Annotated in this window: 12 protein-coding genes; 8 read left to right on the forward strand and 4 right to left on the reverse strand. The window is 64.3% G+C overall.

Annotated features, from left to right (window positions below):
- Nucleotides 1–9: 9 nt before the first annotated feature.
- Both PXK01_RS06835 and rbfA read right to left on the reverse strand, forming a co-directional pair.
- On the reverse strand, nt 10–747 hold the full coding sequence (locus PXK01_RS06835; RefSeq protein ID WP_446728423.1) for a phosphodiester glycosidase family protein: 738 nt from the start codon (nt 745–747) through the stop codon (nt 10–12).
- A complete protein-coding gene (rbfA, locus tag PXK01_RS06840) occupies nt 747–1,142 on the reverse strand; it encodes a 30S ribosome-binding factor RbfA (protein ID WP_274847041.1) in 396 nt (131 codons plus the stop codon). The genes PXK01_RS06835 and rbfA overlap by 1 nt, the downstream gene beginning before the upstream one ends.
- Nucleotides 1,143–1,247: 105 nt before the next feature.
- On the opposite strand from rbfA, the gene dapB reads away from it, so the two are divergent.
- The gene (dapB, locus tag PXK01_RS06845) at nt 1,248–2,057 is read left to right on the forward strand and encodes a 4-hydroxy-tetrahydrodipicolinate reductase (RefSeq protein WP_274859397.1); all 810 of its coding nucleotides are present in this window, start codon (nt 1,248–1,250) and stop codon (nt 2,055–2,057) included.
- Nucleotides 2,058–2,067: 10 nt separating this feature from the next.
- Here the strand turns inward: dapB and PXK01_RS06850 are convergent, their stop codons facing one another.
- Together PXK01_RS06850 and PXK01_RS06855 are read right to left on the reverse strand one after the other, a co-directional pair.
- Entirely contained in the window at nt 2,068–2,400 is a 333-nt protein-coding gene (locus tag PXK01_RS06850) for an NIPSNAP family protein (protein ID WP_274859398.1), read from the reverse strand.
- Nucleotides 2,401–2,438: 38 nt separating this feature from the next.
- A complete protein-coding gene (locus PXK01_RS06855; RefSeq protein WP_274847045.1) occupies nt 2,439–2,639 on the reverse strand; it encodes a DUF1674 domain-containing protein in 201 nt (66 codons plus the stop codon).
- Nucleotides 2,640–2,739: 100 nt separating this feature from the next.
- Here PXK01_RS06855 and PXK01_RS06860 point away from each other — a divergent pair, with 100 nt between their 5' ends.
- The 7 genes from PXK01_RS06860 to PXK01_RS06890 all read left to right on the forward strand — a co-directional run bounded on the left by PXK01_RS06860 (nt 2,740) and on the right by PXK01_RS06890 (nt 11,467).
- The gene (locus PXK01_RS06860; protein ID WP_274859400.1) at nt 2,740–4,014 is read left to right on the forward strand and encodes an RsmB/NOP family class I SAM-dependent RNA methyltransferase; all 1,275 of its coding nucleotides are present in this window, start codon (nt 2,740–2,742) and stop codon (nt 4,012–4,014) included.
- A 104-nt stretch (nt 4,015–4,118) separates the two neighbouring features.
- The gene (locus tag PXK01_RS06865) at nt 4,119–5,861 is read left to right on the forward strand and encodes a heparinase II/III family protein (RefSeq protein ID WP_274847047.1); all 1,743 of its coding nucleotides are present in this window, start codon (nt 4,119–4,121) and stop codon (nt 5,859–5,861) included.
- 22 nt (nt 5,862–5,883) lie between these two features.
- Nucleotides 5,884–7,473, forward strand: coding sequence for a bifunctional phosphoribosylaminoimidazolecarboxamide formyltransferase/IMP cyclohydrolase (purH, locus tag PXK01_RS06870; RefSeq protein ID WP_274859403.1), 1,590 nt, complete (start codon nt 5,884–5,886; stop codon nt 7,471–7,473).
- Between the two features lie 19 nt (nt 7,474–7,492).
- Nucleotides 7,493–7,975, forward strand: a complete 483-nt coding sequence (gene lspA / locus PXK01_RS06875; RefSeq protein WP_274859405.1) for a signal peptidase II — start codon at nt 7,493–7,495, stop codon at nt 7,973–7,975.
- A gap of 54 nt (nt 7,976–8,029) precedes the next feature.
- A complete protein-coding gene (locus tag PXK01_RS06880; protein WP_274859406.1) occupies nt 8,030–8,551 on the forward strand; it encodes a DUF3035 domain-containing protein in 522 nt (173 codons plus the stop codon).
- Nucleotides 8,552–8,786: 235 nt separating this feature from the next.
- On the forward strand, nt 8,787–10,139 hold the full coding sequence (locus tag PXK01_RS06885) for a M16 family metallopeptidase (RefSeq protein ID WP_274859407.1): 1,353 nt from the start codon (nt 8,787–8,789) through the stop codon (nt 10,137–10,139).
- Between the two features lie 5 nt (nt 10,140–10,144).
- Entirely contained in the window at nt 10,145–11,467 is a 1,323-nt protein-coding gene (locus PXK01_RS06890; RefSeq protein ID WP_446728424.1) for a M16 family metallopeptidase, read from the forward strand.
- Nucleotides 11,468–11,475: the final 8 nt, after the last annotated feature.

An 11,475-nucleotide genomic window follows, 5' to 3' on the forward strand; every position in this document is an offset into this window, starting at 1 on the left:
CTATCCTCTTCATTCCACCACCCCCACGACCGGCCCCATGGCAAAGCCCGCATCCGAGCGGCCCAGCTCAGGCGCGTGCAGGCGGGAGATGTTGCCATCAAAATACAGCGCATTGGGCAGCTTCAGGTGGTCCCGGAACAGGCTGCCGAACTGGTGGAAGGTCACCGCGTTGCGCGAGATGACAAAGACCGCGCGCTGCCCGTCCGCCGAGGTGCCCACCCCGTTGCGCAGGTAATAGGAGGTGGAATCGGGCAGAAAGCGCGGGTGCAATTCACCGTCGATCACCAGCATCGGCCCCGATTGGGTGGCATCGCGGCAGGTCTTGCCCAGGTCGCGGAACTTGAGCGTTTCGATCACATCGGCGCGGCTGTCGTTGATGCAGAAGACACCGTTTGGCAGCAGACCGAAATTGCCGGGGCCTGCGTTGGGGACAAGCCGCATCTCCTGCTGGCCATCCTCGACGTAAAGCCCCACCGGAGAGCGATCCGCGTGGTACATCCCGGCGTTGGTGGCAAAGGCAAGGCTCTTGCCCGCCTTGGCCAGTTCCGCCTCGATGGGGGCGAAATGGCCGTAGGGTTTGCCGTTCTCGGCGCGCAGGAACAGGCGCAACTCTTCGCGGCCCGCGTCTACCTCGCAGATGGTGTAGCGGTTGCCGTCATAAGATGCGTTGCGACATTCGACAGCGGCGGCGCTGCTGGCCCAGAAGCCCGCCAAAAGGGCAGCGCAGATGGACGCCGCCCGAAAGATCACTCTTCGATGTCGCGGCGCACCGCGTCCTGGTTCAGCATCCGGCGGGTGTCATCCATCTGATCAAAGGTCTGATCCAGCTGGAAGCGCAGATCGGGGGTGAACTTGAGCCCCAGCTTCTTGCCCACCGCGCGGCGCAGCTCGCTCTTGTTGCGGGCGAGCAGCTTCAGCACATCCTCCTGCCCCTTGCCGCCCAGCGGCAGCACATAGGCGGTGGCGATCTTCAGATCCGGAGAGGTGCGCACCTCTCCGACCGTGATCGACATGCGGTTCAGCTCGGGGTCGTGGATGTCGCCGCGCGCCAGCACCTCGGACAGGGTGCGGCGGATCAGCTCGCCGACGCGCAGCTGACGTTGAGAGGGGCCGGGGCCATCATGGAATTTGTTCTTTGCCATGGGTTCGATCTATGCCGAAAGCAGCCCTTTGCCAAGACACGTCCAAAAGGGTAGGACAAAAGCCGCAAGAAACGAAGCGCCAGCTTGGGATAAAGGATCAGGCCAATGACTCATAAACCGGGTATCGTGATTACCGGAGCTTCCGGTCGCATGGGGCAGATGCTGATCAAGACCGTGCTGGAGAGCGACAAGGCCACCCTGGTCGGCGCAGTCGAACGCAGCGGCCACGATTGGGTCGGTCGTGACGTGGGTGAGGCGATGGGTGGCGCGCCGGTTGGTGTCACCGTCACCGATGACGCGCTGGAGGCCTTTTCCAAGGCACAGGCGGTGATTGATTTCACCGCGCCCGAGGCGACGCTGGAATTTGCCGCGCTTGCAGCGCAGGCCCGCGCCGTTCATGTGATCGGCACCACCGGCATGAGCGATGAGCAGGTCGCCCGGCTGGAACCGGCCTCGCGTCACGCGGTGATCGTGCGGGCGGGCAACATGTCTCTGGGCGTGAACCTTCTGGTGCAGCTGACCAAAAAGGTCGCCGCCGCCCTGGACGAGGATTTCGATATCGAAGTGATCGAGGCGCATCACCACCACAAGGTCGATGCCCCCTCGGGCACCGCGCTGATGCTGGGCGAAGCCGCCGCCGAGGGGCGCGGCGTGAAACTCGCGGATGTTTCGGACCGGGGGCGTGACGGCATCACCGGCGCCCGCAAACGCGGCGATATCGGCTTCACCGCCATTCGCGGAGGCGACATCGTGGGCGAACATGACGTGCTGTTCGCCGCTGCCGGAGAGCGCATCGTGCTGCGCCACATGGCCACCGACCGCGCGATCTTTGCCCGTGGGGCCCTGAAGGCGGCGCTCTGGGGGCAGGACAAATCCCCGGGCGAATATGACATGATCGACGTCTTGGGGCTGTAAGCCCCACGGCTCAAGGGGCCGGAGTTTCCGCGAAACCTTCAAACCCTTCGGTTGCCTCTGCGACAGAGGCTTCGAAGTGTTCGATCATCGGCATGACGATCGGCTCCACGTCCTTTTCCCAGACGGGGCCGTCATAGAAGGCCGCCTTGATCCGCTCGCGCGCCTCCATTGATGGAAAGGCGCGCAGCCAATGCACCACGTCGGGATCCTCAAGATCGCGCATGGGCCCAAAAACCAGCATGCCAGCCGCGCGCAGGGCCGGGCGGTTCACGGTCTCGAAAAATCGGATAAACTCTTCGCGCTTGCCGGGTTTCAGGCGGTAGCGGCGGATTTCAAAGATCATTTGGGACCTCCGGGGCTGATGAACGTCGGGTTCAGCCATCAGAAATCGATGGCGATGCCCTTTTTCTCCCAGTCGCCATAGCGCGCGGGATCGGGGCCATCGCGGCCGCCCAACTCCTTGGGCAGCGGGGTCTCGGCCTCGGCGGCCTTGCGGCGTTCCTCGGCCTCGGCCAGGGCGCGCTGGGCGGCGGGGGGCAGGTCTTTGGGCGCAGGGGCCTTCGGTGTGGTCTCGTCGCTCATCGCGGGTTCCTTTATACTCAGCCCATGATATACGCCCCTGTCCGGCGGGAACAAGTCACCGCCGGTGGTCCCCAAGTCGCCAGAGAAAGCCAGAACCCCGATGTCCGACAAAACCCCCGATCCGCTTCAGGCCCGCAAATCCGCGATCTACCTTCTGGATCAGGTGCTGGGCGAGGGGCGGCTCTTGGCGGAATGCTATGCCGCGGGGGCGCTGGAGAGGCTTGCCCCCGAAGAGCGTGCACGGGCGCAGCGATTGGCGGTCGAGACCCTGCGCAGCTTGGAGCGGGCAGACCGGGTGTTGCAGAAACACCTGAAGAAGACGCCGCCGCTGACGGTGATGAATGCGCTGCGCCTTGGCACGGTCGAACTGTGTTCGGGTGGCGCGGCGCATGGGGTGGTGAACGCGATGGTGACGATCGTCTCGAAGCATCGCCGCCATGGGCAATTGAAGGGCATGGTCAACGCGGTCTTGCGCAGGGTGGCCGAGAAGGGACCGGCGGAATGGGCAAAGCTGCGCACGCCGCGCCTGCCGAACTGGCTGCGCAAACCGCTGGTGCAGGCCTGGGGCGCCGAGGCGATGTTGGGGATCGAGGCCGCGCATTTTGCAGGTGCGCCGCTGGATATCACCGGCAAACCCGGCGCGGATCTCTCGGCCCTGGGCGGTGAGATGCTGCCAACCGGATCGGTGCGGTTGACGGAGGCCGGTCAGGTCTCGGCCCTGCCGGGCTATGCGACCGGGGATTGGTGGGTGCAGGACGCGGCGGCAGCCCTGCCTGCGCGGATGATCAACGCGCAACAGGGCGAGCGGGTGCTTGATCTTTGTGCAGCACCCGGTGGCAAGACCATGCAGATGGCGGCAGCGGGCGCGCAGGTCACCGCAGTGGATGCCTCGGCGGGGCGGATGGAGCGGCTGCAGGAGAACCTGTCGCGCACCGGCCTCAGCGCCGATCTGATCGTCGGCGATGCACTGGAACAGACCGGCCAGTTCGATGCGGTGCTGCTGGATGCACCCTGTTCGGCCACCGGCACCATCCGTCGCCACCCGGATCTGCCCCATGCCAAGGACGGCAGTGAATTCGGCGCCCTGATCGAGTTGCAGGCGCAGATGCTGGCCCATGCCTGGACCTTGGTGAAACCCGGCGGGCGCATGGTCTTCTGCACCTGCTCCCTGCTGCCGGACGAAGGCGAATGCCAGGTTGAGGAGGCGCTGGATATGTTCCCCGAGATGACAGCGGATCGCACCTGTTTCGAGGGGCTTGGCGTTGATCCCGCCTGGATCAGCGAAGAGGGCGGCCTGCGCCTGCGTCCCGACTATTGGGCGGATCGCGGCGGCATGGATGGCTTCTATATGGCGCTTTTGCGCAAGGCCGCCTGATCAATTCTCGCCCATGGGGCGCGGCCGGGCTATTCTTCGGTGACTTGGACAATGGGCCGGGTTATGCTGCGACCAAAACGCCAATGGCGTGAGGCGGAAAGAGCATGTCCAGATACGACCGACTGGCGGGGCGCGGAACCCGCCTGATGAACCGGATATATGCCTGGCGGGCGCGCAAGCAGCCTGCGGCCACCGGATTCGTATCCCAGCCCGAACCCCGTACCATCGGCAGCTTTGCCCGCGGGCGGCAGCTGGTTGCGGGCAATCTTTTGCTGGCGGGCTACCTCGTCGAATCGACCACCACCGGCCTTTGGGAGGTTGCCGCGCCCGATGCCGCCTTCGATGCGGAGCGTCACGGTTTTGCCTGGCTCGACGATCTGGCCGCCGTGGGGGATATCAAGGCCCGCGTCAAGGCGCAGAACTGGGTCTGGGGCTGGATCAGGGCGCATGGGCGCGGCACCGGTCCCGGCTGGTCGCCGGATCTGACCGGGCGCCGGGTCATTCGCTGGATCAACCACGCGCTGTTTCTGCTCAGCGGCAAGGAGCGAGAGGAGACCGAAGCCTTCTACCGCTCCCTGTCGCAGCAGACCTGGTTCCTGGCGCATCGGTGGCAGGGGGCGACGCCCGGCCTGCCCCGGTTCGAGGCGCTGGCGGGGCTGATCTACGCGGGCCTGGCCCTGCAGGGAAAAGAGGAACTGGCCGATCCGGCGATTCGCGCCCTCAGCGAGGAATGCGCGCGCCAGATCGACGATCAGGGCGGGTTGCCGACCCGCAATCCCGAAGAACTTTTGGAGGTCTTCACCCTTCTGACCTGGACCGCCGCCGCCCTGCACGAGGCGGGCCGGACAGTTCCCGCGCCGCAGACCGCCGCGATCGAGCGTATCGCGCCCACCTTGCGCGCCCTGCGCCACAGCGATGGCGGGCTGGCGCGGTTTCATGGCGGCGGGCGTGGCCTTGAGGGCTGGCTGGATCATGCTTTGGCGGCCAGTCATGTGGCTGCACGTCCGCTCGACGGGCTGGCGATGGGCTATGCGCGACTGTCGGCGCGCCGTACCTCGGTCGTGGTGGATGCCGCCCTGCCGCCGCAGGGACGGGCCTCGGGCAATGGTCATGCCTCGACCCTGGCGTTCGAGCTGACCTCGGGGCGGCGGCCACTGATCGTCAACTGCGGCTCGGGAGAGACATTTGGCCTGGAGTGGCGCCGTGCCGGGCGGGCAACGCCTTCGCATTCCACCCTCTGCCTTGAGGGCCATTCCAGTGCCCGCCTTGCGCCGCCGAACCGGAGCAGCGGTCAGGAAGAGCTGACAGGTGGGCCACGGGACGTGCAGGTGCAGCTGGAGCAGCTGAGCGATGGCAGCCGGTTTCAGGGCGGTCACGATGGATATGTCCGTGAATTCGGCCTGACCCATGCGCGCACGCTGGACCTGTCCTTTGATGGGCGCGCGCTGGCCGGAGAGGACATGCTGGTGGCGCTGGACGAGGCGGCTGAGAAACGCTGTTCGGCGGCACTGGATGGCCATGCAGATGGGGGGATCGGCTTTGATATTCGCCTGCATTTGCACCCGGAAGTGGATGCGGCCCTTGACTTGGGCGGCTCGGCGGTATCCATGGCGCTCAAGAGCGGGGAAATCTGGGTTTTCCGTCATGACGGCACCTGCGAGTTGAAGCTGGAGCCGGGTGTCTACCTGGAGAAGACCCGCTTGAAGCCGCGTGCGTCAAAACAGATCGTTTTATCCGGCCGGGTGATCGACTATGCCACCCGCGTCCGGTGGACGCTGAGCAAGGCGCAGGAAACTGCCGATGCCGTGCGCGACCTGAACCGGGATGACCCCGAGAGTATTGACTGAGCCTGCAAAGGACCGCCCTGCCATGACCGACCTTCACCCCGTACGCCGTGCGCTGCTTTCCGTATCCGACAAGACCGGCCTGATCGAGCTGGGTAAGTCCCTCGCCCAGCGTGGCGTCGAGCTGCTCTCGACCGGCGGCACTGCCAAGGCTTTGCGCGATGCGGGGCTTGAGGTGAAAGACGTCTCGGATGTGACCGGCTTTCCCGAAATGATGGATGGCCGGGTGAAGACACTGCACCCGATGGTGCATGGCGGGCTGCTGGCCCTGCGCGACAATGACGCCCATGTGGCGGCGATGAATGAGCACGGCATTGGTGCCATCGATCTTCTGGTGGTGAACCTCTACCCGTTCGAGGCAGCCCTGGCGCGCGGCGCCGATTATGACGAGATGATCGAGAATATCGACATCGGCGGCCCGGCGATGATCCGCGCGGCCTCCAAGAACCACCTGTTCGTCAACGTGGTCACCGATGTGGAAGACTACGACACCCTGCTGGCAGAACTGGATGCGAACGAGGGCCAGACCTCTTATGTGTTCCGTCAGCGCCTGGCCCAGATCGCCTATGCCCGCACCGCCGCCTATGATGCGGCCGTCTCCAACTGGATGGCGGGCGCTCTGGAACTGGAAGCGCCGCGCCGCCGTGCCTTTGCCGGGGAGCTGAAGCAGACCCTGCGCTATGGCGAGAACAGCCACCAGACCGCAGCCTTCTATACCGACGGTTCCAACCGTCCGGGTGTCGCCACCGCCGTGCAGTTGCAGGGCAAGGAGCTGTCCTACAACAATATCAACGACACGGATGCCGCCTATGAACTGGTGGCCGAGTTCGACCCGAGCGAAACCGCTGCCGTTGCCATCATCAAGCACGCCAACCCCTGCGGTGTGGCGCGGGGTGCCACCCTGGTCGAGGCCTATCAGAAGGCGTTCGACTGCGATCGCACCTCGGCCTTTGGCGGGATCGTGGCGCTGAACCAGCCGCTGGACGCCGAAACCGCCGCCAAGATCACCGAGATCTTCACCGAGGTGGTGATCGCGCCCGGTGCTTCGGAGGAGGCCAAGGAGATCTTTGCCGCCAAGAAGAACCTGCGCCTGCTGCTGACCGACGCGCTGCCCGATCCGCGCAAGGCGATCACCGCCTATAAACAGGTCGCGGGCGGCATGCTGGTGCAGGATAAGGACGTCGGCTACATTGGCATGGAGGACCTGAAGGTCGTCACCGAAAAGGCCCCGACGGATGAACAGATGCAGGATCTGCTGTTCGCCTGGAAAGTCGCCAAGCACGTGAAATCCAACGCCATCGTCTATGTGCAGGGCGATGCGACCGTGGGCGTCGGCGCCGGCCAGATGAGCCGTCTGGACAGCGCCAATGTCGCTGCTGCCAAGGCGCAGCGCATGGCGGATGAGCTGGGCCTCGATGAAAGCCTCGCCAAGGGATCGGCGGTGGCCTCGGATGCCTTCTTCCCCTTCCCCGACGGTCTGCTTGAAGCGGCGGCTGCAGGTGCCACCTGCGTCATTCAGCCGGGTGGCTCGATGCGCGACGACGAGGTGATCAAGGCGGCCAACGAGGCCGGTCTGGCGATGGTCTTTACCGGCATGCGCCACTTCCGTCACTGATCTGCGAACGGCACGGGATATGGCAGCACGTATGATGTTCTGGGGTGCCTTCTGGGCCTTCTTGTTGGATCAGGCCAGCAAGTACCTGGTGATTCACGGAATGGACCTGGCGCAGCGCCAGGCCATCGACGTGCTGCCGCCCCTGCTGAACTTTCGCTATGGTGAGAATACCGGCATCAATTTCGGCCTGTTCGGCGGCGGGGACGAGGCGTCCCGCTGGCTCCTGATCGCCCTGTCCTTGGTGATCTGCACCGCATTGGTCATCTGGATCAGCCGCTCCCACGCGCAGGGGCGGATGATGGCCCTGGCCGCCGGTCTGGTGATCGGCGGTGCGCTGGGCAATGTGGCGGATCGGCTGCTATACGGCTATGTGCTCGACTTTCTGAACATGTCCTGCTGCGGCATCAACAATCCTTTCGTGTTCAATATCGCCGATGTCTTTATCTTCGCCGGTGCCGCCGGGTTGATCCTCTTTGACCGGAGCGGCAAAAACCCCGCGTGACCTCGGTTTCATTTTGCGGTAGAAGAGCCGGGAAACTGGCAGGAGTATCTGGGAATGCGGATCCCTTTGAGCATGATTGTTCTGGTGGGTGCAGTGGCCGTTGCGGGCTGCTCGCAAAAGGGGCTGCGCGATATTCGCAAGACCGGCACCGGCCCGGATGAATTCCTGGTGCTGCCGAGCAAGCCGCTGTCCGAGCCAGGCGACTACTCAAGCCTGCCGACACCGACTCCGGGTGGCACGAATATCACCGATGTGACGCCGCAGGCCGATGCCGTGGCCGCGCTGGGGGGCAAGGCGTCCGCACTGGTTCCGGGGCAGGGCGTGCCAAGCGCGGATCTGGCGCTGGTCTCTGCCTCCAGCCGTTACGGCGTGTCGCCCGGCGTGCGACAGGAGCTGGCCGAGGAAGACGCCAAGTTCCTCAAGCGCAAGCGGATCACCGGGCGCATCAGGCTATTCCCCGTTGACCGTTACGAGCAGATCTATGCCAAGCAGACGCTCGATCCCTTCGACGTGAATGACCAGTTCCGCCGAGCAGGTGTTGCCACCCCTTCGGCCCCGCCCCCGAGCGGCGAGTAACACCGGCAGCGTTGGCCTATCATAAAATCGCCAGTGAACCGCTGCTCTATCACATCTGTGATGGCCAGCCTTGCGCCTTTGCCACTTCGGCTTAGGTTGCGGTTAACCATGATCGCTCCAATATGATGAGGATCCCGCGCGCTCCGATGGCAGCGGTTCTTCCCAGCCTTTCGGAGCTTCGGACGTTTCGGCCAAGGGCGGTTTGTCCCTGGCCAAGAGGATTGGAGAACGCCGCATGATCCGCAAGATCGCTTTGAGTGCCCTTGCCCTGACCGCTCTGCTCACTGCGCCTCTGCGCGCCGGGCAGAAGGCCGATGACATGGTGACGGGTTTTACCCTGGACAATGGAATGGAGGTCGTGGTGGTCGAGGATCACCGCGCGCCCGTGGTGCAGCACATGGTCTGGTATCGCGCCGGATCCGCCGATGAACCCCCCGGCCAGTCGGGGGTGGCCCATTTCCTGGAACATCTCCTGTTCAAGGGAACGGATACCCTGGCTCCGGGCGAACTGTCTGCCACGGTGGCGGCCAATGGCGGGCGGGACAATGCCTTCACCAGCTATGATTACACCGCCTATTTCCAGCGCATCGCCTCGGACCGGCTGGAGCTGATGATGAAGATGGAAAGCGACCGCATGGTCAATATCCGTCTCAGCGAGGAAGAGATCGCGACCGAACGCCAGGTGATCCTGGAAGAGCGCAACCAGCGCACCGACAACGACCCGCGCGCCCTGTTCCGCGAACAGCTGCGCGCGGCGCAGTACCTCAACCATCGCTACGGGCAGCCGGTGATCGGCTGGCGGCATGAAATGGAAACGCTGGACCGCGAGGATGCGCTGTCCTTCTACGAGACATACTATGCACCCAACAACGCCATCCTGGTGGTGTCGGGCGATGTGACACCGGAAGAAGTGCGCACCCTGGCAGAGAAGTATTACGGCGTGATCCCGGCCAATCCCGATCTGCCCGAACGATTCCGCAGCCAGGATCCGCCTCAGACAGCGGCGCGGCGCATGACCTATCGCGATCCCCGCGTGGCGCAGCCCTATGTCCAGCGCAGCTACCTGGCGCCCGAACGCGATAGCGGCGCCCAGGAAAAGGCGGCAGCGCTTTATCTTCTGTCCGAACTGCTGGGCGGCGGCAGCACCTCTTACCTTGCCAATGCGCTGCAGTTCGATCAGCAGCTCGCGGTCTATACCGGCGCCTTCTACTCCGGAGTGTCCCTGGACAAGACCAGCTTCACCCTGCTGATCGTCCCGGCCGAGGGGGTGGATCTGCAGCAGGCTGAAGACGCCCTGGACGCAACGGTGGCGCGGTTCCTGGAAGACGGCGTCGATGCGGCGCAGCTTGAGCGGATCAAGCTGCAGCTGCGCGCCTCTGAGATTTACGCGCGCGACAATGTGGATGGGATCGCCAATCGCTATGGCCAGGCGCTGACCTCGGGGTTGACGGTCCAGGACGTGCAGGACTGGCCCAACATCCTGCAATCCATCACCGCCGACGAAATCATTGCCGTCGCCAAAGAGGTCCTGCAGCCAGAGGTTTCCGTCACCGGTTGGATGATGCGCCCCGAGGAGGTCACCCAATGAACGCCATGACCACGATCCGCGCGACCCTGTTTGCCGGCCTTTCGTTCCTGCTGTCGGCCTTGCCTGCAACGGCGGAGATCGACATCAAGGAGGTCACCTCGCCGGGCGGCATTACCGCCTGGCTGGTGGAGGATCACTCGATCCCCTTTGCCGCGCTGGAGCTCAGGTTCCGGGGCGGTACATCCCTGGATGCGCCGGGCAAACGCGGGGCCATCAACCTGATGACGGGCCTTCTGGAAGAAGGTTCCGGCGATATGCGCGCGCAGGAATATGCAAGGGCGCTGGAAAGCCTGGCTGCCAGTTTTTCCTATGATGTCGACAAGGAGGCCGTTTCCATTTCGGCCCGCTTCTTGAGCGAAAACCGGGACGCGGCCATCGCGCTTTTGCGTCAAACCCTGCAGGAGCCGCGGTTCGATCAGGACGCTTTGGACCGGGTGCGGGCGCAGGTGCTATCCGGTCTGCGCTCGGATGAGAAGGATCCCAACACACTTGCAGGCCGCGCCTTTGGCAAAATGGCCTATGGCGATCACCCCTATGGCAGCGACGGTCAGGGGACGGTTGAAACGGTTTCCGATCTGACCCGTCAGGACATGTTCGATGCCCATGCCGCGGTTCTGGCGCGCGATCGCCTTTATGTGAGCGCCGTTGGGGACATCACTGCAGAGGAGCTGGGCGCGCTACTGGACCGCCTGCTTGGCGATTTGCCCGAGGCCGGTGCGCCGCAGCCCGAACCGGCAGAGGTGACCATTCCGGGCGGCACCACGGTGATCGATTTTGACACGCCGCAATCCGTTGCCCTGTTTGGCCATATCGGCATCGACCGGCACGATCCCCGCTTTTTTGCAGCCTATATCATGAACCAGATCCTGGGCGGTGGCGCCTTCGACAGCCGCCTGATGAGCGAGGTGCGTGAGAAACGCGGCCTCACCTATGGGGTCTATTCCTACCTGGTGCCGCGAGATTTGGGATCGGTCTACATGGGCTCCTTCGCCTCGGCCAATGGCAAGATGGCCGAAGCGGTCGAGGTGGTGCGCGCCGAATGGAGCCGGATGGCCGCCGAGGGCGTCACCGAGAAAGAGCTGCAGGACGCCAAGACCTATCTGACTGGCGCCTATCCGCTGCGGTTCGATGGCAATGGGCAGATCGCCTCGATCCTGGTGGGCATGCAGATGGATGCGCTGCCGATCGACTATGTCGCGACCCGCAACGGCAAGATCAACGCCGTGACGCTGGAGGAGATCAAACAGGTGGCGTCCGAAGTGCTGCTGCCCGAGAACCTGCATTTCGTGGTGGTTGGACGGCCCGAAGGTCTGAAGACGGGCGGCTGATCCCAGCC

The organism is Phaeobacter sp. PT47_59, assembly GCF_028890025.1.
Lineage (GTDB): Bacteria > Pseudomonadota > Alphaproteobacteria > Rhodobacterales > Rhodobacteraceae > Phycobacter.

What these genes read in the sequence shown, in the direction of transcription:
- PXK01_RS06890 (WP_446728424.1), top strand. Translation starts at nt 10,145, where the DNA reads ATGACCACGATCCGCGCGACCCTGTTTGCCGGCCTTTCGTTCCTGCTG.
- PXK01_RS06850 (WP_274859398.1), bottom strand. Translation starts at nt 2,400, where the DNA reads ATGATCTTTGAAATCCGCCGCTACCGCCTGAAACCCGGCAAGCGCGAA.
- purH (WP_274859403.1), top strand. Translation starts at nt 5,884, where the DNA reads ATGACCGACCTTCACCCCGTACGCCGTGCGCTGCTTTCCGTATCCGAC.
- PXK01_RS06885 (WP_274859407.1), top strand. Translation starts at nt 8,787, where the DNA reads ATGATCCGCAAGATCGCTTTGAGTGCCCTTGCCCTGACCGCTCTGCTC.
- PXK01_RS06855 (WP_274847045.1), bottom strand. Translation starts at nt 2,639, where the DNA reads ATGAGCGACGAGACCACACCGAAGGCCCCTGCGCCCAAAGACCTGCCC.
- PXK01_RS06880 (WP_274859406.1), top strand. Translation starts at nt 8,030, where the DNA reads ATGCGGATCCCTTTGAGCATGATTGTTCTGGTGGGTGCAGTGGCCGTT.
- PXK01_RS06860 (WP_274859400.1), top strand. Translation starts at nt 2,740, where the DNA reads ATGTCCGACAAAACCCCCGATCCGCTTCAGGCCCGCAAATCCGCGATC.
- rbfA (WP_274847041.1), bottom strand. Translation starts at nt 1,142, where the DNA reads ATGGCAAAGAACAAATTCCATGATGGCCCCGGCCCCTCTCAACGTCAG.
- dapB (WP_274859397.1), top strand. Translation starts at nt 1,248, where the DNA reads ATGACTCATAAACCGGGTATCGTGATTACCGGAGCTTCCGGTCGCATG.
- PXK01_RS06865 (WP_274847047.1), top strand. Translation starts at nt 4,119, where the DNA reads ATGTCCAGATACGACCGACTGGCGGGGCGCGGAACCCGCCTGATGAAC.
- lspA (WP_274859405.1), top strand. Translation starts at nt 7,493, where the DNA reads ATGGCAGCACGTATGATGTTCTGGGGTGCCTTCTGGGCCTTCTTGTTG.